At 62.9% G+C, this 18,701-nt stretch carries 21 protein-coding genes; 14 read left to right on the plus strand and 7 right to left on the minus strand.

The genetic code is table 11. The features are described from left to right. Window positions 1-14: 14 nt before the first annotated feature. From GR197_RS06230 to hemC, 6 genes are all read right to left on the minus strand, one after another. Window positions 15-788 carry a glutamine amidotransferase gene (locus GR197_RS06230; RefSeq protein WP_164007635.1) on the minus strand — a complete coding sequence of 258 codons (774 nt, stop codon included), beginning with the start codon at window positions 786-788 and terminating at the stop codon, window positions 15-17. After that, window positions 757-1,242 (minus strand): TerB family tellurite resistance protein, encoded by a 486-nt coding sequence (locus GR197_RS06235; protein WP_164007637.1) that lies wholly within the window; start codon window positions 1,240-1,242, stop codon window positions 757-759. Before GR197_RS06235 ends, GR197_RS06230 begins: the two co-directional genes overlap by 32 nt. A 17-nt stretch (window positions 1,243-1,259) precedes the next feature. After that, on the minus strand, window positions 1,260-2,891 hold the full coding sequence (locus tag GR197_RS06240; protein WP_164007639.1) for a heme biosynthesis protein HemY: 1,632 nt from the start codon (window positions 2,889-2,891) through the stop codon (window positions 1,260-1,262). 4 nt (window positions 2,892-2,895) lie between these two features. After that, the gene (locus tag GR197_RS06245; RefSeq protein ID WP_204330082.1) at window positions 2,896-4,167 is read right to left on the minus strand and encodes a COG4223 family protein; all 1,272 of its coding nucleotides are present in this window, start codon (window positions 4,165-4,167) and stop codon (window positions 2,896-2,898) included. A gap of 68 nt (window positions 4,168-4,235) precedes the next feature. Then, on the minus strand, window positions 4,236-4,964 hold the full coding sequence (locus tag GR197_RS06250; RefSeq protein WP_164007642.1) for a uroporphyrinogen-III synthase: 729 nt from the start codon (window positions 4,962-4,964) through the stop codon (window positions 4,236-4,238). 7 nt (window positions 4,965-4,971) lie between these two features. Beyond that, the gene (gene hemC, locus GR197_RS06255; protein ID WP_164007645.1) at window positions 4,972-5,901 is read right to left on the minus strand and encodes a hydroxymethylbilane synthase; all 930 of its coding nucleotides are present in this window, start codon (window positions 5,899-5,901) and stop codon (window positions 4,972-4,974) included. Between the two features lie 72 nt (window positions 5,902-5,973). Between hemC and tsaD the strand changes: the two genes are divergently transcribed. Genes tsaD through GR197_RS06280 form a run of 5 tightly spaced genes read left to right on the plus strand, consistent with a single transcriptional unit; the run spans window position 5,974 to window position 9,471 of the window. Beyond that, the gene (gene tsaD / locus GR197_RS06260; RefSeq protein WP_164007647.1) at window positions 5,974-7,095 is read left to right on the plus strand and encodes a tRNA (adenosine(37)-N6)-threonylcarbamoyltransferase complex transferase subunit TsaD; all 1,122 of its coding nucleotides are present in this window, start codon (window positions 5,974-5,976) and stop codon (window positions 7,093-7,095) included. Further along, window positions 7,092-8,075: an NAD(P)H-dependent glycerol-3-phosphate dehydrogenase gene (locus tag GR197_RS06265; RefSeq protein ID WP_164007648.1), complete on the plus strand. Its 984-nt coding sequence runs from the start codon at window positions 7,092-7,094 to the stop codon at window positions 8,073-8,075. The genes tsaD and GR197_RS06265 overlap by 4 nt, the downstream gene beginning before the upstream one ends. A gap of 9 nt (window positions 8,076-8,084) precedes the next feature. Next, entirely contained in the window at window positions 8,085-8,378 is a 294-nt protein-coding gene (locus tag GR197_RS06270) for a YciI-like protein (RefSeq protein ID WP_164007651.1), read from the plus strand. A gap of 2 nt (window positions 8,379-8,380) precedes the next feature. Continuing rightward, complete coding sequence (locus GR197_RS06275; RefSeq protein ID WP_164007654.1) at window positions 8,381-8,812, plus strand: EVE domain-containing protein; 432 nt, start codon at window positions 8,381-8,383, stop codon at window positions 8,810-8,812. Continuing rightward, a complete protein-coding gene (locus GR197_RS06280) occupies window positions 8,809-9,471 on the plus strand; it encodes a 50S ribosomal protein L11 methyltransferase (protein ID WP_164007974.1) in 663 nt (220 codons plus the stop codon). The genes GR197_RS06275 and GR197_RS06280 overlap by 4 nt, the downstream gene beginning before the upstream one ends. Here GR197_RS06280 and GR197_RS06285 read toward each other — a convergent pair. Beyond that, window positions 9,468-9,956 carry a hypothetical protein gene (locus GR197_RS06285; protein WP_164007656.1) on the minus strand — a complete coding sequence of 163 codons (489 nt, stop codon included), beginning with the start codon at window positions 9,954-9,956 and terminating at the stop codon, window positions 9,468-9,470. The two genes, GR197_RS06280 and GR197_RS06285, sit on opposite strands and share 4 nt — an antisense overlap. Before the next feature lie 313 nt (window positions 9,957-10,269). Between GR197_RS06285 and sdhC the strand changes: the two genes are divergently transcribed. The 9 genes from sdhC (at window position 10,270) to GR197_RS06330 (ending at window position 18,696) form a co-directional block, all read left to right on the plus strand. After that, window positions 10,270-10,665: a succinate dehydrogenase, cytochrome b556 subunit gene (gene sdhC / locus GR197_RS06290; RefSeq protein ID WP_012559217.1), complete on the plus strand. Its 396-nt coding sequence runs from the start codon at window positions 10,270-10,272 to the stop codon at window positions 10,663-10,665. A 10-nt stretch (window positions 10,666-10,675) separates the two neighbouring features. Further along, window positions 10,676-11,056, plus strand: a complete 381-nt coding sequence (gene sdhD, locus GR197_RS06295; RefSeq protein WP_164007657.1) for a succinate dehydrogenase, hydrophobic membrane anchor protein — start codon at window positions 10,676-10,678, stop codon at window positions 11,054-11,056. A 7-nt stretch (window positions 11,057-11,063) separates the two neighbouring features. Beyond that, window positions 11,064-12,905: a succinate dehydrogenase flavoprotein subunit gene (sdhA, locus tag GR197_RS06300; protein WP_164007659.1), complete on the plus strand. Its 1,842-nt coding sequence runs from the start codon at window positions 11,064-11,066 to the stop codon at window positions 12,903-12,905. A gap of 18 nt (window positions 12,906-12,923) precedes the next feature. Next, window positions 12,924-13,703 carry a succinate dehydrogenase iron-sulfur subunit gene (locus tag GR197_RS06305; protein WP_164007662.1) on the plus strand — a complete coding sequence of 260 codons (780 nt, stop codon included), beginning with the start codon at window positions 12,924-12,926 and terminating at the stop codon, window positions 13,701-13,703. 382 nt (window positions 13,704-14,085) lie between these two features. After that, window positions 14,086-14,598, plus strand: a complete 513-nt coding sequence (locus GR197_RS06310; protein WP_164007664.1) for a protease inhibitor Inh/omp19 family protein — start codon at window positions 14,086-14,088, stop codon at window positions 14,596-14,598. A gap of 64 nt (window positions 14,599-14,662) precedes the next feature. Further along, complete coding sequence (gene zapE, locus GR197_RS06315) at window positions 14,663-15,826, plus strand: cell division protein ZapE (RefSeq protein WP_164007666.1); 1,164 nt, start codon at window positions 14,663-14,665, stop codon at window positions 15,824-15,826. A gap of 178 nt (window positions 15,827-16,004) precedes the next feature. Further along, window positions 16,005-16,967: a malate dehydrogenase gene (gene mdh / locus GR197_RS06320; RefSeq protein ID WP_164007668.1), complete on the plus strand. Its 963-nt coding sequence runs from the start codon at window positions 16,005-16,007 to the stop codon at window positions 16,965-16,967. Window positions 16,968-17,002: 35 nt separating this feature from the next. Next, window positions 17,003-18,196, plus strand: a complete 1,194-nt coding sequence (gene sucC / locus GR197_RS06325) for an ADP-forming succinate--CoA ligase subunit beta (RefSeq protein WP_164007670.1) — start codon at window positions 17,003-17,005, stop codon at window positions 18,194-18,196. Between the two features lie 8 nt (window positions 18,197-18,204). Next, on the plus strand, window positions 18,205-18,696 hold the full coding sequence (locus tag GR197_RS06330) for a DUF1579 family protein (RefSeq protein WP_164007672.1): 492 nt from the start codon (window positions 18,205-18,207) through the stop codon (window positions 18,694-18,696). The last annotated feature ends 5 nt before the right edge of the window (window positions 18,697-18,701 follow it).

Here is an 18,701-nt window from a genome sequence, read left to right on the forward strand (position 1 = left end):
CTATACGCAGCTCTCTACGCAGGAAGCGTGATCGGGGCGGCGGCCTTTGCCGTCTTGCCTTCGAAGACGATATCGAGGAATTCGCTCAGCCAGGCTTTCAGCGGCGCGTCGAACAGCATACGGCCTTCGAGGTGTTCGCGGCCCTGCTGGGCGTTCGGCAGGATGAAGCGGTGCGCGCCGTGCACCACCCAGCGATGCATCATCACCCGGGTCAGTTCGGCATGGAACTGCAGGCCCCAGGCGTTGCCTTCATAGCGGAAGGCCTGGTTCGGATAGGCATCGCCTTCTGCGAGCAGATCGGCGCCGTGCGGCAGCTCGAAGCCTTCGCGGTGGAAATGATAGACCATCTTCGGCCAATGCATCAGCAGGCGGCCCTTCTCGGTCGGGCGCAGCGGATACCAGCCGATTTCCGTCGAGCCGTCGGCATTCGGCTGCACCTTGCCGCCGAGATGACGCACCAGCATCTGGGCGCCGAGGCAGATGCCGAGATAGGGGCGTTTTTCTCGCAGCGGCACGTCGATCCAGCCGATTTCCTTCTTGACGAAGTCATCGGGATCATTGGCGCTCATCGGCCCGCCGAAGACGACGGCGCCGGCATGGTCCTCAAGCGTCGCTGGAAGCGGCTCGTCGAGAACCGGGCGACGGATATCCAGGCGGTAGCCCTTTTCGACAAGCAGTTGGCCGACGCGGCCGGGGCTCGACCGCTCCTGATGCAGGACGATGAGGATCGGGCGCCGGTCGCGGTTGGGGTTTTGCTCAGTCGGTATCATCTTGCGCAACCCGGACATCCGTGACCCTGGCGGCGGCCTCCTGCCGCTTCTGGATGCGCTCGCGCGAGGAAACGCCGAGCAGATCGGCGATACGCCAGATCACATGGTCTTCCATTTCGCTGCGTTCGCCATCGGCATAGACGATGTCCCAGAGAATGCCGATCAGCTCCAGCCGTTGCTCGGTATTGAGATGGCGTTTCAAGTCGGCGGTGAAGCGATAATAGTCGACGGCGGTGCTTTCGGCCTCAAGGCCGGCGGCGATCAGCGCATCGAGCTGCTTGCCGTCGAGGGCATACTGCTCCTTCAGCAGCTTGCGCAGCCGCTTCTTCTCGCTGGCTTTGATCTGACCGTCGGCCTCCATGACCTGCATGCAGAGCGCCGCCACTGCGATTCGCGGATCGTCAGGGGCAAAACCTTTCCTGGGGTGGTCGGCGGTAAGATTCTGGAAGAATGCCTGAAAGCGTTCGAACATGCGGTTTTCGTTCCATTTCAGAAAAGGCGGAGCCGGGTCTTGGGTTCCTGCTCCACCCTGGGATCGCGGACGCCGGGATCATCCGGCCGCCCGCCAAAGAAAGGTTTTGCCTCGCCCGATGCGGGCGCTTTATCGCTGACGGGTTCGACGGGCTTCGGTTTTGCCGATGCCGATGCCGATGCCGATACTGATGCCGGCGTCGGGCGTACCGCCTCGGCAATCGTCGCGGCGCGTTCCAGCTCGATGATGCGATGGTCGTTGACCGGGCTTTCCGGCCTGACGTCGCGCAGCGGCGGCAGTGTCTTCAAGGCGGTTTCGATTGAGGCAGGCACCGAACCATCTTCGAGCCGCCCTTCGACCTGGCCGAACGGCGCCTTCCATTCGAAAGCGTCCAGGCGGCCGGTGACCGGCGATACCGGCAGCCATTTGTCGGACACGAAACCATCCGCCACCCAGGCTGAATCGCGTGGGGCTTTCAGCGCCTGGGCCAGCCAATGGCGCACCCGCCCCTGGTCTCCGGTCTCGGCTTCTTCGATGTCGGCCAACAGCAGGAAGGCGCTCTCACGCGGCTGCATGCGCGCTGCCGCTTCCGCCTTGGCGCGGGCCTTGGCGAATTCCTGCGCGTCGAGCGCTGCCTGGGCGACGACGAGAAGGGATTCGACGTTGTTCGGGCGCAGCCCTTCCAACCGTTCGGCGCGCTTCAGCCGGTCGAGGGTGGAATCACCACTGCGGGCTCTGACATAGGCCTGGCCGATCTCAGGATGCGGTGCCGATTTCCATGACTGTTCGAGAATCGAGGCGGCCTTGCGCACACCGCCTTCGCGAAACAACGCCTTGGCGGCTATCAGGGCTGCCGGAATGAAATCGGCGGCGAGCTTCAGCGCCTGCAACGCGTCGTCGCGGGCACCGGTCGGATTGCTTTCCAGCTTCTCGCCGGCGCGCGCCGTCAGCAGCACGGCGTGCAGACGGTTGGCATCGGCCTTTTCGACGACGCGGGCGGCCTTCTGTTGCTCGAGCAGGCGGATGGCATCGTCCCAGTGGCCGGCCTGGCTGCGATACTCGAGAGTCGCCTGTGCGGCCCAAGGCAGGTAAGGCGCGTTGTCGGCAGCCTTTTCGGCATATTGGCGGGCGGCCTCGTTGGCGCCGAGACGGCGAGCCTCCAGATAAAGGCCGCGCAGGCCGAGCTCGCGTGTCTCGGGATCGTTGGCCATCGCCTCGAACTTGGCGCGTGCCTCATCATGGCGGCCCTCGATCAGGGCGGCCTGGGCTTCGAGCAGGTTGATCAGCGGCTCCTGATCGGCGCGGATGAGGCCGCGTGAGCGGGCGGCCATCTTGCGGGCGAGAGCCGCATTGCCGGCGCCGGCAGCAATCAGGCCGGTCGACAGCGCCTGATAACCGCGGTCGCGCTTGCGGGCGCGGAAATACCGGGTCACCGAATGCGGCGACGTCCAGACCAGGCGGACGAACCACCAGCCGATCATCACGGCGGCGATCAGAGCGATGATCGCACTGGCGGCGACGATCAGCTTCGTCTGGTAGATCTGGCCCTCCCAGATCAGCGAGAGGTCACCCGGACGATCGGCGAGCCAGGAGAAGCCATAGGCGAGAAACAGCACGAAGAGGGCGAAGGCGACAAGGCGGATCAGCATGGTCTCATCCCTCCTTGCCGGTGCCGGAAACCGCTTTCGACAGCGCCCCGCCGACCAGTTGCTCGACGCGGATACGCGCTTCGAGCGATTGCTTGAAGGCGGCGGAAGCCTGTTTGCCGGGAGCGGGCAGACTATTCCATTCGGCGGAAGCACCCGGCAGGTCGCCGCTCTTCACCTTATCCTCCAGGCGGGCGGCGATGGCTTCGACGCTTTCGCCCTCGATATTGCCGACGGGACGGACTGATACCAGCGATTTGGCGCTCGACATCAACCGGTCCGACCAGCTCTCGTTCGGATCCGGCTGGTTGACGGCTTCGACGATCGCGGTGGCGACATCGGCAACCTGGCGCACGAGTTCGGCGCGCGAGGGAATGCCGGTCTCGGCAAAGGCGCGCAGGTCGGCGACGGCGGGATCGTCAGGTGCGACACCGGCGAAGGTGTCGAGTTCGGCCAGGAACGGCCCACCGCGATCGATCGCCGCCTTGAGGGCGGCAGCTGCGATCGCCCGGGCAACGGCGACATCCTCGCGCGGCGCGTTCAGCTTCTTTTCTGCCTCTTCGAGGCGCTTGGTGATATCGGCGCCGCTCGTCGTCTGCTGCTCGGAAGACTGCGAAAGTGTGGTGCGTAGCTGGTCGACCTGACCGGTCAGTTCCGCAATCTTCTGGTTGAGTGCCTCGACATTTGCCGAATCGGCCGGTGCGGCGGCTATGGGGGCCTTCGCAGCCGTTTCCAGCGCGGCGACGCGCTGCTCAAGCGCACCGTCACCTACGCTCGCCGGATTGGCGGCAAGGTTGGCGACGGCCTGTTTCAGGCCGTCGATATCGCCGGAAAGATCGGCAATTTGCGGCGAAGTCGTCTGCGGCGCGGAAGAGCCGCCCGGGAGGTAACCGGCATATTGGATGGCGCCGGCGCCAAGCAGCGCCACGAGGCCGCCGACGATGCCGGCGGCAATGAGACCGGAGGTGGCAGCGCTTTTCGGCGCGGGCTGTTCGGCAGGCATGAAAGAAGGTGCCGGGGCTGCCGGTTCCTCCTCAGGCGCATCCATCGCCGGTTTCTCTTCATATTCGGCATGCGACGCAGTGTCGGTTTCGGGTGGCAGGCCGACATCGGCGGCGGCGGTGCTGTCGGCATCGCCGGCTTCATGGTCCACCGGTTTTTCGGTATCGGCTGCGGAGGCGAATTCCTGTGCATCGAGGTCGATCGTGACCGGCTCGTCGGCGCTCTTCGAATGGCGTGGCGGGTTTCCCGATACCATGAGGTCCTCTTTATCCTGCATTGCAACGAAACTAGACAGTGATGCCAGTTAAGGGAAGAGGTTAGATCAAATTTGGGCGGCTAAAGCCTTCAAAGCAGCGACAAAAGGCTTTTCTCATCCGCCATTGGCGAAATCATTACGTTTTTTTTCAGAGCGGCCGGGATGGCTTGCGCCACCGCTTCGCTGAGGCAGAGAAGACGGATTCCGCTGTCTTCCGGCAGGGCCGATCGCAGTTCAGGGGCGCCAAAGAAATCCTCGGCCGTCTGCCGGGAATAGAAGAGAATGACCTCCGGCTTCCGGCCTGAGAAAATCGCTTCGATCTCTGCCGGGCTGGGGGCTGCCGGCTGCATGCGATAACATTCGGCGACGGAAAAGTGGATGCCTCTTTGCCGCAATCCTGCTTCGAAAGTTTCGGCGCGCGGCACGCCGGCAAGATAGAGCAGGCGGTCGGTTCCCTGCGCCGCGACGAGATCGGCGAAAATGCCGACGAGGTCGGCGAGATCGCGGCCGTTGCCGTTGGATGAAGCGACTGATCGGAAGCCGAGCTTGCGCGCTTCTTCCGCCGTCGTCTCGCCGACGGCGAAAAGGGGGCGGGCAAGATGCGGGCGAAGCTGCTCTTCGAGAGCGGAGATAACCCTGATGGCTTCGGCGCTGGTCACTGCGATTGCGCCGCTGGTTGTCGCCAGCGCGGCTGCGGCTGTGGCGCTGTCGTGTAGCGGCCGACGCAGCGGCAGCAGCAGCGGCTCGTGGCCCATAACGCGCAGACGTTGTGCGGTTTTCGTCGCCGACTGCGCGGGGCGGGTGACGAGCACGCGCATGGCCGCTTCAGTGCCAGTCGTCGAAAAAGGCGCTGCCGGCCCTTGCGCGCACGTCCTGGCCGGCGCGGGTGCCGAGGGCTGCCGCATCGCGGCGGTGGCCGTCGGTCGTTACCGCATGCTGGCTGCGGCCGTCAGGCGTGATGATAAGGCCGGAGAAGCGGATCAGGTCGCCTTCGCAGACGGCATATCCGCCGATCGGCGTGCGGCAGGAGCCGTCGAGCGCGGCGAGAAAGGCACGTTCGCAGGAGACGGTGTCGAAGGTCGGGATATCGTTGACCGGGGCCAGCAGATCGTCGATCCTGGTATCACCGATGCGGCTTTCGATGCAGATCGCTCCCTGCGCGGGGGCCGGCGGGAAGCTGTCGGGATCGAGGATATCTGTGAGAACCTCGACCTTCCCCAGGCGCTTCAGGCCGGCAAGCGCCAGCAGGGTCGCATCGACCTGACCCTCGTCGAGCTTGCGCAGGCGCGTTTCCACCAGGCCGCGGAAGGTGATGACATTGATATCCGGTCGCATGCGGCGGATCAGCGCCTGACGGCGGAGCGACGAGGAGCCGACGGTGGCGCCATGTGGCAGGTCGATCAGTTTGCGGGCGGTGCGGCCGATGACGGCGTCGCGGATATCTTCGCGCGGCAGATAGGCGGAGAGATAAAGCCCCTCGGGCAGCTTCGTGGCAATATCCTTGGCGGAGTGCACGGCAAAATCCAGCTCACCGGCAACGAGCTTCTGCTCAATTTCCTCGGTGAAGAGGCCCTTGCCGCCGATCTCGGCCAGCGAGCGGTCGGTGATGCGGTCGCCCTTGGTCGTCAGCACGACGATCTCGAACATCTCCTCGGGCAGATGATGCGCCGCCATCAACCTGTCGCGGGCCTCATGCGCCTGGGCAAGCGCCAGCGGGCTGCCTCGCGTGCCGATCCGGAAAGGTTTTGTTTGCATCCGCTCTATTCCGTTGTTACCGGAGTTCTCGTAAACGGGTTTCCATCCCATCGCAATCAACGAACAAGCTTCATGGTTCCCTTTCTGCGCATCCTTGGCATCGAAACGAGCTGCGACGAAACCGCAGCCGCCGTCGTCGAGCGCGATGCGGAAGGGCATTCCAACGTGTTGTCGGACGTCGTGCTTTCCCAGCTCGACGAGCATAGCGCCTATGGCGGCGTGGTGCCGGAAATCGCCGCCCGCGCCCATGTCGAGGCGCTGGACGAGCTGATCGAAGAAGCGTTGAAGCGCGCCAATGTGTCGCTGGCCGATATCGACGCCATTGCCGCGACGTCGGGACCTGGGCTGATCGGCGGGCTGCTTGTGGGGTTGATGACCGGCAAGGCGATCGCCAGGGCCGCCGGCAAACCGCTTTATGCGGTCAACCATCTCGAAGGTCATGCGCTGACGGCGCGGCTGACGGACGGGCTCTCTTTTCCCTATCTGATGCTGCTCGTCTCTGGCGGCCATACCCAGCTCATCCTGGTGCGCGGCGTCGGAGAGTATGAGCGCTGGGGCACGACGATCGACGATGCGCTCGGCGAGGCTTTCGACAAGACGGCAAAGCTGCTCGGCCTGCCCTATCCTGGCGGCCCGGCGGTGGAACGGATGGCGCGGGACGGCAATCCCGATCGCTTCGCATTTCCGCGACCGCTGGTCGGCGAGGCACGGCTCGATTTCTCCTTCTCCGGCCTGAAGACGGCGGTGCGGCAGGCGGCACAGGAGATCGCGCCGCTCAGCGATCAGGACGTCGCGGATATTTGCGCCTCGTTCCAGAAGGCGGTTTCGCGCACGCTGAAGGATCGCATCGGCCGCGGCCTGCAGCGGTTCAAGACGGAATTTGCGGCGACATTCTCAGCAACTGGCTCAGCGACTAGCGAGAAGCCGGCGCTCGTCGTTGCCGGCGGTGTCGCCGCCAATCTCGAACTGCGCGGCACGCTGCAGGCGCTCTGCGACAAAAACGGCTTCCGCTTCGTCGCGCCGCCGCTGCACCTTTGCACCGACAATGCGGTGATGATCGCCTGGGCAGGACTGGAGCGGATGGCGACAGGGGCTGCGCCCGATCCGCTCGACGTCCAGCCGCGCTCGCGCTGGCCGCTCGATTCCCATGCGCAAACGCTGATCGGTTTCGGCAAGAGAGGGGCCAAGGCATGAGCGAAAACATCGCCGTCGTCGGATCGGGGGCTTTCGGCACGGCGCTTGCTGCCGTCATTGCCCTTGCCGGCCGCAGCGCGGTGACGCTCGTCGGGCGCAATCCGTCACTGATTTCAGATCTGAAGGCCGAACGGCTGCATGATGCGGTGCTGCCCGGTATTCTCCTGCCCGATACGCTGGAATTTGCCGCCGAGGCGGAAGCGATTGCCGACGCCTCCATCGTGCTTTTTGCCATGCCGTCGCAGGCGCAGGCCGATGCGGCGCGCCAATACGGCCCCTATCTTTCAAAGGATGCCGTTGTCGTCACCTGCGCCAAGGGCATCGAGCGGGCAACCGGCAATCTTTTGACCGACATGCTGGAACGGGAATTGCCGGACCATTCCGTTGCCGTGCTTTCCGGCCCGGGTTTTGCCGCCGATATCGCCAAGGGCCTGCCGACGGCGATGGCGATTGCGGCCGAGGATATGGAGATCGCGGAGCGGCTCGCCCAGGCGATTTCCGGCCGGACCTTTCGGCTCTACGCTTCCAGCGACCGCATCGGCGTGCAGCTTGGCGGCGCGCTGAAGAACGTGCTGGCGATTGCCTGCGGCATCGTCGAAGGCGGCGGCATCGGCGATTCCGCCCGTGCGGCGCTGATTGCCCGCGGGCTTGCGGAAATGTCGCGTTTCGTCGTCGCCAAGGGCGGCCAGGCCGATACGGTGCGCGGGCTTTCCGGCCTTGGCGATCTGGTGCTGACGGCAACCAGCCATCAATCGCGCAACCTGCGCTTCGGCATCGCGCTCGGGCGCGGCGAAAAGGCCGATCCGCTGCAGGGCGCGCTGGTGGAAGGTGCGCTTGCCGCCTCCGTCGCCTCGCGGCTTGCCGCAGAGCTTGCGGTCAGCATGCCGATCACCGACGCCGTTTCCGCCATCATCGACGGCAGGCTCGATATATCAGAAGCGATCGAGCAGCTGATGACGCGTCCGATCACCACCGAATAGGAGACAGACATGCTTTTCGCCCTTCTCTGCAAGGACAAGCCGGGACATCTGAACGTGCGCATGGAGACGCGTCCGACACATGTCGAGTATCTGAACGGGCTGAACGCCGAGGGCACATTGAAGATCGCCGGCCCGTTTCTCGATGACGAGGGCAAAGCCTGCGGCAGCCTGATCATCGTCGAAGCTGAGACGAAGGAGGCGGCGCGGGCGCTTGCCGATGCCGATCCTTATGCCAGGGCCGGACTGTTCGAAAGCGTTGACGTCAAGGCCTACAACTGGGTCTTCAACAAGCCGGAGGCGTGAGCATGGCGCACTGGCTTTACAAATCCGAACCCGCCTCCTGGTCCTGGGAGCAGCAGAAGGCCGCCGGCGAAAAGGGCACGGAATGGACGGGCGTTCGCAACTATCTGGCGCGCAACAACATGCGGGCGATGCAGATCGGCGACAAAGGGTTTTTCTACCATTCCAATGACGGGCTCGAAGTCGTCGGGATCGTGGAAGTCTCAGCACTGTCGCAACCCGATTCCACCGCCAAGGGCGATCCGAAGTGGGATTGCGTCCACATCCGCGCCGTCATGGACATGCCGAAGCCGGTGACGCTGAAGGACGTCAAGGCGAGCGAGAAGCTCGCCAAGATGGCGCTCGTCACCTCGATGCGGCTTTCGGTACAGCCGGTGACGGATGACGAATGGGACGAAGTCTGCCGCATGGGCGGATTGGACAATCCGCCGCGGTGAAGACCGATCCGGAAGCCTTCATCCGCGCCAATACCAGCCAGATGGCGCCGCCGCATGTGCCGGAGATTTCACTCTATCTGGCGAGCGAGGCGCATGAGCTGTGGTTGAAGACGGAGGAGGAGCTGGAGGCGATCGGCCTGCCGCCGCCCTTCTGGGCTTTCGCCTGGGCGGGCGGTCAGGGACTGGCGCGCTACATCCTCGATCATCCGGAGGTGGTGCGCGGCAAGCGGGTGCTGGATTTCGCCAGCGGCTCCGGCCTTGTCGGCATTGCAGCGGCGATGGCCGGTGCCCTGGAGGTTACCGCCAACGATATCGATCCCTGGGCGGAGGCGGCAGTCCGGCTGAATGGCGGGGCCAATGATGTTTCGCTCGGCTTTAGCGGCGCCGATCTGATCGGGCAGGCCGTCGAGGCGGATATCGTGCTTGCCGGCGACGTCTTCTACGACAGCGCTTTTGCCGATGCGCTCGTTCCCTGGTTCGCGAAGCTGGCGGACCAGGGAAAGCCGGTGCTGGTCGGCGATCCCGGACGCAGTTACCTGCCTCGGGATCGGCTGGAATTCTGCGCGGCCTATGAGGTGCCGGTGACGCGGGCGCTGGAAGATAGCGAAATCAAGAAGACGACGGTGTGGCGTTTCGCTTCCGGCTTATCCTGCCTCTAAGGCCGGATGACGCAGACATTGGCCTCATAGGCGCAAGGGTCGTCCTGGACGGCGACGTCGATGACCTTTGCTTTCGGTGCCAAAGGTTCAGGCCGTCTGGGCGGATAGAAACTATAGCCGCCGACATAGGTTCCGCCATCAGCCTGATAGACATAGGAAGAGCCGGCATAAGTGTCGCCGCCGTCATAACCCCGGGGCTCGGGTGAGACGATGACGAGATTGCTGCGCCCGACGCGATTGGTCGCCGCCGATGAAAACTGCTTCAGGAACGGCATCCTGTCTCTGCCGGCCCGACGGCCATAGGCATGATCGAAACGGATACCGCGATCGCGCCAGTTCACGCGTTCGCCGAGAAACGATCCGCCGTGGAAAGCGTGACGCTGGCCGGGAAAGCGATGATCGTTATGCCGGTCGCCGGCCGCGGCCGGGAATGCGGCAAGCGCAGACAGGGCAAGCAGAGTGACTGCGGACAGGTTGCGAAACATGGATGCCGGCCTCCGGAATTCCGATCGTTAACAAATCGTTAACGCCAGATTGCGCCAAAAGCCGAAGCTTGTCCATTCGGGCTGGAGATTCGGCACAAATATTGAGCGGAAAAGACCAGTTTCTTTAGCCTGCAAACTTCCCGGTAACGCGAATCGATTAAATTAAAAGCCGACAGCGATTGTGCTTGTCGTCGGCGTTCCCGGTGATTAAACGTCGCAATTGATGCAACGCACACAGAGAATTTGTCATTCGTGTGGTTGACTGAGCATGCTCCGAAATCCGGGAGCGCAGAGAAGCCGCCGCGAGGTTCTGATGGCGAACGTGACAAATAACCGGCCCCTATCGCCGCATCTGCAAATTTACAAACCTATTCCCACCATGGTCATGTCCATCGTCCACCGCATTACCGGTGGCGCGCTCTACGTCGGCACGCTGCTGGTCGCCTGGTGGCTGATCGCAGCGGCAAGCGGCCAGGGTTCCTATGACTGGGCCAACTGGGTGCTCGGCAGCCTTCTCGGCAAGCTGGTGCTGCTCGGCTATACCTGGGCGCTGCTGCACCACATGCTCGGCGGTTTCCGCCACTTCATGTGGGATCTCGGCTACGGCTTCGGGAAGGAATTCTCGACCAAGCTCGCCATCGCCAACATCATCGGGTCGCTCTGTCTGACCGTGCTGGTCTGGGTGATCGGCTTCCTCATTCGCTTCTGAAGGTCCTCTCATGGATATGCGCACCCCCCTCGGCAAGGTTCGCGGGCTCGGCTCCGCTAAGGACGGCACGGACCATTTCTGGCGCCAGCGACTGACGGCCGTCGCCAATGTTCCGCTGATCCTGTTTTTCCTCATCTTCCTGCTCACCTATGCCGGCGCGCCCTATGCGGACGTGGTTCGTGCACTGTCGAACCCTTTCGTCGCGGTCATCATGGGGTTGATGGTGATCTCCGGCGTCATCCATATGAAGCTCGGCATGCAGGTCATCATCGAGGATTACGTGCATGCCGAGTTCGGCAAGATCGCGCTGGTGATGCTGAACACGTTCTTTGCGATCGTGATCGCCGGCCTCTGTCTGTTCGCCATCCTGAAAATCGCATTCGTAGGATAAGCTCGATATGGCACCGACCTCACCCGCCCAGAACGGCAAGGCCTACAAATATATCGATCACTCCTACGACGTGATCGTCGTCGGCGCCGGCGGCGCTGGCTTGCGCGCCACGCTGGGGATGGCCGAGCAGGGATTCCGCACGGCCTGCATCACCAAGGTATTCCCGACCCGCTCGCATACGGTCGCGGCCCAGGGCGGCATCGCCGCCTCGCTGCGCAATATGACGCCGGATAGCTGGCAGTGGCACCTCTATGACACCGTCAAGGGTTCCGACTGGCTCGGCGATGTCGACGCCATGCAATATCTGACCATGGAAGCGCCGAAGGCGGTCTATGAGCTCGAGCATTACGGCGTGCCGTTCTCGCGCAACGAGGAAGGCAAGATCTATCAGCGCCCGTTCGGCGGCCACATGCAGAATTACGGCGAAGGCCCGCCGGTGCAGCGCACCTGCGCCGTTGCCGACCGGACCGGCCATGCCATCCTGCATACGCTCTATGGCCAGTCGCTGCGCCACAATGCCGAATTCTTCATCGAGTATTTCGCGCTCGACCTGATCATGTCGGAAGATGGCAGCCGCTGCACCGGCGTCGTCGCCTGGTGCCTCGATGACGGCACGATCCATCGCTTCGCCGCCAAGATGGTGGTGCTGGCGACCGGCGGCTACGGCCGCGCCTATTTCTCGGCAACCTCTGCCCATACCTGCACCGGCGACGGCGGCGGCATGGTGGCGCGTGCCGGCCTGCCGCTGCAGGACATGGAATTCGTTCAGTTCCACCCGACCGGCATCTACGGTTCGGGCTGTCTGATCACCGAAGGTGCGCGCGGCGAGGGCGGCTACCTGGTCAATTCCGAGGGCGAGCGCTTCATGGAGCGTTACGCACCATCGGCCAAGGACCTCGCCTCGCGCGACGTCGTTTCGCGCTGCATGACGTTGGAAATCCGCGAAGGCCGCGGTGTCGGCAAGAACAAGGACCACATCTTCCTGCATCTCGACCATCTCGATCCGGCCGTTCTGCATGAAAGGCTGCCGGGCATTTCCGAGAGCGCCAAGATCTTTGCCGGCGTCGACGTCACACGCGAGCCGATCCCGGTTCTGCCGACCGTTCACTACAATATGGGCGGCATTCCCACGAACTACTGGGGCGAAGTGCTGAATGCCGACAGCGCCAATCCAGAGCGGATCATCCCCGGGCTGATGGCTGTCGGTGAAGCCGGCTGCGCCTCGGTGCACGGCGCCAACCGTCTCGGTTCCAACTCGCTGATCGACCTCGTGGTCTTCGGCCGCGCCGCTGCGATCCGCGCCGGCGAGGTGATTGATCGCGCCGCGCAGATCCCCCATCTCAACGTCGCAGCCTGCGACAAGATCATCGACCGCTTCGACGGTCTGCGTCACGCCAGCGGCGGCACGCCGACGGCGGAACTGCGCGAGAAGATGCAGCGCGCCATGCAGGAAGACGCGGCGGTCTTCCGTACGCAGGAATCGCTGGAATCCGGTTGCCGGCGCATCTCTGCGATCTGGCAGGAAATGCGTGATATCAAGGTTACCGACCGCTCGATGATCTGGAACTCGGATCTTGTGGAGACGCTGGAGCTGCAGAACCTGATGGCCAACGCCATCACGACGATCTATGGCGCCGAGGCCCGCAAGGAAAGCCGAGGTTCACATGCGCGCGAGGACTATACCGAGGGTGCCTTCGCCGGCCGCGACGACGTCAACTGGCGCAAGCATACGCTTGCCTGGGTGAACGAGGCAGGCGCCGTGAAACTCGACTACCGGCCGGTTCACACCGAGCTTATCGCCGAAGGCATCGATCCGCACAAGATCGAGCCGAAGGCTCGCGTGTACTGATCTCAGGAGGAACCGGACATGGTTGAACTCGCTCTCCCCAAGAACTCTCAGATGCGCGAAGGCAAGGTCTGGCCGAAGCCAGCCGGTGCCACGAACACCCGCGAATTCCGCGTCTACCGCTGGAGCCCGGATGACGGCCAGAACCCGTCGATCGACACTTTCTACATCGATGTCGACGATTGCGGGCCGATGGTGCTCGATGGCCTGCTCTATATCAAGAACAAGATCGATCCGACGCTGACCTTGCGCCGCTCCTGTCGCGAGGGCATCTGCGGATCCTGCGCGATGAATATCGACGGCACCAACACGCTCGCCTGCACCAAGGGCCTCGACGATATCAAGGGCTCGGTGAAGATCTATCCGCTGCCGCATTTGCCCGTCGTCAAGGATCTGGTGCCCGATCTCACCAACTTCTACGCCCAGCATCGCTCGATCGAGCCGTGGTTGAAGACGGTGTCGCCGGCGCCCGCCAAGGAATGGAAGCAGAGCCACGAGGACCGGCAGAAGCTCGACGGTCTCTATGAATGCATCCTCTGCGCCTGCTGCTCGACCTCCTGTCCGAGCTACTGGTGGAACGGCGACCGCTATCTCGGTCCGGCCGTTCTGCTGCAGGCCTATCGCTGGCTGATCGACTCCAGAGACGAGGCGACCGGCGAACGTCTCGACAATCTCGAGGATCCCTTCCGGCTTTATCGCTGCCACACGATCATGAATTGCGCTCAGACCTGCCCGAAGGGTCTTAACCCGGCCAAAGCGATCGCCGAAATCAAGAAGATGATGGTCGAGCGCCGGGTCTGATCAGCATCCATGCCGATGGCGGAAGTGACGGCTTCGATCCCGAGGCCGTCGCAGAGATCGGGTCGCGGCTCGCTTCGGTGCGCGAGCAGGGTCCGGTATCGGTGCTGGTGTAATCCTCCCGCGGATGCGCTGGGGTGTTATTCCGAGATATTGCGGGGGTTCGACAGGGATCCGGACAGAGATCAGCGCGCCCAACACCTTGCTGACAAATTCTATGTGCAGGAAGTTTTGCAGCGGGGCAGTTGAACTGTATCGTTTTTTGGTTAGTTGTTGTCACGGGCAATTTATGCGGCTCGACTTGATTAACCAAAGCGAATTACGGTAATCGGACTTCTCTCACGCCCGTTTCTCTGCGGCGCTAGCCGAATTCAGGAGTATGATGATGCAGTTGCGATATGCGATGACAGGTCTGGTGGTTACTCTCGCGCTAGCCGGTTGTCAGCGTACGGCATATGATTACAACTCCGGCTCGAATGTCGGGCCTGCGCCGCTGACGGCGCAGCCGGTTCCCTCGGTGCAAGGCGGGCAGCTTCCGCCGGTCAACAACTCGCAGTTTCCAGCCGCGCCGGCGACGACGGCGCCGATGCCGGGTGCGCAGCCTGGCGCAATGGCCGCAAATGCGCTTGATGTCACCAAGGAATCGATGGTTGGAAGCTGGCGCGTCAATGGCAGCTGCGACATGTTCCTGACGCTGACCAATCTCGGCAGCGGTTCGCGCGGCGGTACGCGCGGCTGCGTCGGCGAGCTGACGGCGATGGGCTCCTGGGAGGTTGCCGGCAAGCAGGTGCTGCTCAAGGATCGCTCGGGCAATCAGCTCGGCAGCGTCTACAAGACGGCTGACAACCGCTTCCAGGGACAGACCAGCACGGGCCAGCAGATCAGCCTCAGCCGGTAAAACGAACCGGCGCGGTAAACCACCGGCGGGCCTCCGCCGATGTCTGACAGGCGGATATGCCCTCATGCAGCCAATGCCCGATTATGCGCTCAGCGTCTGCGAACAGCTTAAAGCGCTGACCGCATCGGGCGCTCTGCAGGTCGACTCCGCCCAGATGGACGTGGCAAAGAGCCTGGATCGGGTGCTGGCCGGGCTGAAGCAGCGGCGGCCGGCGGCAAAATCGAGCGCCCTGGGCTGGCTGTTTGCCGCCAAGAAGAAATCCGCCGACGGCATCAACGGGCTTTATATCCACGGCAGCGTCGGCCGCGGCAAGACCATGCTGATGGACATGTTCTTCTCGTTGGCACCGTGCAGGAAGAAACGCCGGGCGCATTTCCACGAATTCATGGCGGATGTGCACAACCGCATCGCAGCGCACCGGCTGAAGCTCAAGAACGGCGAGACGAAGCAGGCCGATCCGATGCCGCCGGTTGCCGCAGCCCTTTACGACCAAGCAGAACTGCTCTGCTTCGACGAATTCACGGTCACCGATATCGCCGATGCGATGATCCTGTCGCGGCTGTTCTCCGAACTTTTCGCGCGCGGATGCGTGCTGGTTGCGACCTCGAACGTCGAGCCCGATAATCTCTACATGGATGGTCTCAATCGCGGCCTCTTCCTGCCTTTCGTCGCCCTTCTCAAGCAGCATGTCGATGTCGTCACCCTGGGTTCGCCGACCGACTACCGCACGGAGAAGCTGAGCAGCCAGCCGGTCTATCTGGTGCCGATCAACGATCACAACGATATGGCGATGGATGCGTCCTGGACGCAGGCGCTGCACGGGCGTAAGGCGCAGCCGCTGGATATTCCGATGAAGGGGCGCGCCATCCACGTGCCGCTTGCTGTCGACCGCATGGCGCGGTTCGCCTTTGCCGATCTTTGCGACAAGCCGCTCGGGGCGGTCGATTTCCTGGCAATCGCCGAGCGTTTCGATACGGTCTTCGTCGATCACATTCCCGTGCTCGGGCCGGAAAAGCGGAACCAGATCAAACGCCTCATCATTCTGGTCGATACGTTCTACGATCATGCCGTGCGGCTCTACATTTCCGCAGCGGCGATGCCGGAGGAACTGCTGGTGCAGCGCCGGGGCACCGAGGGTTTTGAATTCGACCGCACCGTATCGCGCCTGTTCGAGATGCGCAGCGCCGAATATCTCGCACTGCATCATGAGAAGCGCGCCGCCGAGTAACAATTCGGTGACATGATATCTTACGTTTACGTAAGATATTTAGTATCTAAACGATTGAAATTGCTGCATCAAAATTAATGGATTGCCATTTTTAGGCTTAGGGTCTATGCGATTGCGTCATTGGGCTGCGCCTTGCTGCGCATCGCTCGACGAATTTGATCGCAAAGGAAACAGCGAAATGGCGCGTAACAAGATCGCACTCATTGGTTCTGGCATGATTGGTGGCACCTTGGCGCACCTCGCCGGCCTGAAGGAATTGGGCGACATCGTCCTCTTCGACATCGCCGACGGCATTCCCCAGGGCAAGGGTCTCGACATCGCACAGTCCTCTCCGGTCGAAGGCTTCGACGTCAACCTGACGGGCGCCAGCGACTATTCCGCGATCGAAGGCGCCGACGTCTGCATCGTCACCGCCGGTGTCGCCCGCAAGCCGGGCATGAGCCGCGACGATCTTCTCGGCATCAACCTCAAGGTCATGGAGCAGGTCGGCGCCGGCATCAAGAAGTATGCGCCGAACGCCTTCGTGATCTGCATCACCAACCCGCTCGACGCCATGGTCTGGGCGCTGCAGAAGTTTTCCGGCCTTCCGGCCAACAAGGTCGTCGGCATGGCCGGCGTTCTCGATTCGTCGCGTTTCCGGCTTTTCCTCTCGAAGGAATTCAACGTGTCCGTCCAGGACGTGACCGCCTTCGTGCTCGGCGGCCACGGCGACACGATGGTGCCGCTTGCCCGCTACTCGACGGTCGGCGGCATTCCGCTCACCGACCTCGTCACCATGGGCTGGGTCACCAAGGAGCGCCTCGAAGAGATCATCCAGCGCACCCGTGACGGCGGCGCCGAAATCGTCGGCCTGCTGAAGACCGGCTCGGCCTACTACGCGCCGGCCGCCTCGGCGATCGAGATGGCCGAATCCTACCTCAAGGACAAGAAGCGCGTTCTGCCCTGCGCTGCCCAGTTGACCGGCCAGTACGGCGTCAAGGACATGTATGTCGGCGTTCCCACCGTCATCGGCGCCGGCGGCGTCGAGCGCATCATCGAGATCGACCTCAACAAGACCGAGAAGGAAGCCTTCGACAAGTCTGTCGGCGCCGTCGCCGGTCTCTGCGAAGCCTGCATCAATATCGCGCCTGCGCTGAAGTAGTCGACGCGCTGAAGTCATAAAACAGGGATAAACCCATGAACATTCATGAATATCAGGCCAAGGCTCTGCTGAAGGGTTATGGCGCGCCGGTTGCCGAGGGTGTGGCTATTCTCAAGGTCGAAGAGGCCGAGGCTGCCGCCAAGTCGCTCCCCGGCCCGCTCTACGTGGTCAAGAGCCAGATCCATGCCGGCGGCCGCGGCAAGGGCAAGTTCAAGGAACTGGGCCCGGAAGCCAAGGGCGGCGTGCGTCTCGCCAAGTCGATCGACGAAGTGGTCGCCCATGCCAAGGATATGCTCGGCAACACGCTGGTGACGGCGCAGACCGGCGACGCCGGCAAGCAGGTCAACCGCCTCTACATCGAAGATGGCGCCGACATTGCCCGCGAACTCTATTGCTCGATCCTTGTCGACCGCTCGGTCGGCCGCGTTGCCTTCGTCGTATCGACCGAAGGCGGCATGGACATCGAAGCGGTCGCTCATGATACGCCGGAGAAGATCCACACGATCGCCATCGACCCGGAAGCCGGCGTAACGGCTGCCGACGTTGCTGCGATCTCCAAGGCGCTCGCGCTCGATGGCGCCGCCGCCGAAGATGCCAAGGCGCTTTTCCCGGCGCTCTACAAGGCCTTCAACGAGAAGGACATGGCGCTGCTCGAAGTCAATCCGCTGATCGTCATGAAGGATGGCCACCTGCGCGTCCTCGACGCCAAGATGTCCTTCGACGGCAATGCGCTTTTCCGTCACGATGACGTCAAGACGCTGCGTGACGAGACCGAAGAAGACGCCAAGGAAATCGAGGCCTCGAAGTGGGACCTCGCTTACGTTGCGCTCGACGGCAATATCGGCTGCATGGTCAACGGTGCGGGCCTTGCCATGGCGACGATGGATATCATCAAGCTCTACGGCAAGGAGCCGGCTAACTTCTGTGACGTCGGCGGCGGCGCCGGCAAGGAGAAGGTTGCTGCGGCTTTCAAGATCATCACCGCAGACCCCAAGGTCGAAGGCATTCTCGTCAACATCTTCGGCGGCATCATGAAGTGCGATGTCATTGCCGAGGGCGTCATTGCCGCGGTCAAGGAAGTCGGCCTCAAGGTTCCGCTCGTCGTGCGCCTTGAAGGTACCAATGTCGAGCTCGGCAAGAAGATCCTGAACGAGTCGGGTCTGGCGATCACGGCGGCTGACGACTTGGACGATGCGGCCAAGAAGATCGTCGCGGCGATCAACGGCTGAGAGCGATCATGACCTCCCAGTCCGCGCCATCTGCTGCTCATATCCGTCTCAATGCCTTTGCCGGCGTATGGGAAGGGGAGGAGCGCGTCGCAGGGTCGGCGTGGACGGCTGAAGGTAAGGCCAGTGCCAAACTTTCCGGCGAGGCGCTGTTCGGTGGCTTCTTCTTCGAGCAGCGCTATCGGCAGATGCGCGATGGGGCTGTTTCGTTCGAGGCCCGCAATGTCTTCGGCTTCGACGCCTCGGATGAAACCTACAAGCTCTACCAGTTCGACAGCGCGGGTTTTGCGCCGCCCTCGCCAGCTTCCGGCGAATGGAACGGCAAGGAACTCGTGCTGATGAAGACTTCGCCGCGCGGCAGACAGCGCACCGCTTTCACATTCGAAAATGAAGACTGCTACCGGATGGGCGTCAGCTTTTCGCCTGCAGGCAGCGATACTTGGCAGGAGGTCGTCAGCGGCATCTATCGTCGCTCGTCCCCCACGTCTTCCAACCTCTCCTAGACAAA

It is taken from the genome of Rhizobium phaseoli, from assembly GCF_010668805.1.
GTDB lineage: Bacteria > Pseudomonadota > Alphaproteobacteria > Rhizobiales > Rhizobiaceae > Rhizobium > Rhizobium phaseoli_A.

Excerpts from the sequence above, each read along its gene's own strand:
- GR197_RS06230 (WP_164007635.1), bottom strand. The coding sequence starts at position 788 with ATGTCCGGGTTGCGCAAGATGATACCGACTGAGCAAAACCCCAACCGC.
- GR197_RS06235 (WP_164007637.1), bottom strand. The coding sequence starts at position 1,242 with ATGTTCGAACGCTTTCAGGCATTCTTCCAGAATCTTACCGCCGACCAC.
- GR197_RS06240 (WP_164007639.1), bottom strand. The coding sequence starts at position 2,891 with ATGCTGATCCGCCTTGTCGCCTTCGCCCTCTTCGTGCTGTTTCTCGCC.
- GR197_RS06245 (WP_204330082.1), bottom strand. The coding sequence starts at position 4,167 with ATGCAGGATAAAGAGGACCTCATGGTATCGGGAAACCCGCCACGCCAT.
- GR197_RS06250 (WP_164007642.1), bottom strand. The coding sequence starts at position 4,964 with ATGCGCGTGCTCGTCACCCGCCCCGCGCAGTCGGCGACGAAAACCGCA.
- hemC (WP_164007645.1), bottom strand. The coding sequence starts at position 5,901 with ATGCAAACAAAACCTTTCCGGATCGGCACGCGAGGCAGCCCGCTGGCG.
- tsaD (WP_164007647.1), top strand. The coding sequence starts at position 5,974 with ATGGTTCCCTTTCTGCGCATCCTTGGCATCGAAACGAGCTGCGACGAA.
- GR197_RS06265 (WP_164007648.1), top strand. The coding sequence starts at position 7,092 with ATGAGCGAAAACATCGCCGTCGTCGGATCGGGGGCTTTCGGCACGGCG.
- GR197_RS06270 (WP_164007651.1), top strand. The coding sequence starts at position 8,085 with ATGCTTTTCGCCCTTCTCTGCAAGGACAAGCCGGGACATCTGAACGTG.
- GR197_RS06275 (WP_164007654.1), top strand. The coding sequence starts at position 8,381 with ATGGCGCACTGGCTTTACAAATCCGAACCCGCCTCCTGGTCCTGGGAG.
- GR197_RS06285 (WP_164007656.1), bottom strand. The coding sequence starts at position 9,956 with ATGTTTCGCAACCTGTCCGCAGTCACTCTGCTTGCCCTGTCTGCGCTT.
- sdhC (WP_012559217.1), top strand. The coding sequence starts at position 10,270 with ATGGCGAACGTGACAAATAACCGGCCCCTATCGCCGCATCTGCAAATT.
- sdhD (WP_164007657.1), top strand. The coding sequence starts at position 10,676 with ATGGATATGCGCACCCCCCTCGGCAAGGTTCGCGGGCTCGGCTCCGCT.
- sdhA (WP_164007659.1), top strand. The coding sequence starts at position 11,064 with ATGGCACCGACCTCACCCGCCCAGAACGGCAAGGCCTACAAATATATC.
- GR197_RS06305 (WP_164007662.1), top strand. The coding sequence starts at position 12,924 with ATGGTTGAACTCGCTCTCCCCAAGAACTCTCAGATGCGCGAAGGCAAG.
- GR197_RS06310 (WP_164007664.1), top strand. The coding sequence starts at position 14,086 with ATGCAGTTGCGATATGCGATGACAGGTCTGGTGGTTACTCTCGCGCTA.
- zapE (WP_164007666.1), top strand. The coding sequence starts at position 14,663 with ATGCAGCCAATGCCCGATTATGCGCTCAGCGTCTGCGAACAGCTTAAA.
- mdh (WP_164007668.1), top strand. The coding sequence starts at position 16,005 with ATGGCGCGTAACAAGATCGCACTCATTGGTTCTGGCATGATTGGTGGC.
- sucC (WP_164007670.1), top strand. The coding sequence starts at position 17,003 with ATGAACATTCATGAATATCAGGCCAAGGCTCTGCTGAAGGGTTATGGC.
- GR197_RS06330 (WP_164007672.1), top strand. The coding sequence starts at position 18,205 with ATGACCTCCCAGTCCGCGCCATCTGCTGCTCATATCCGTCTCAATGCC.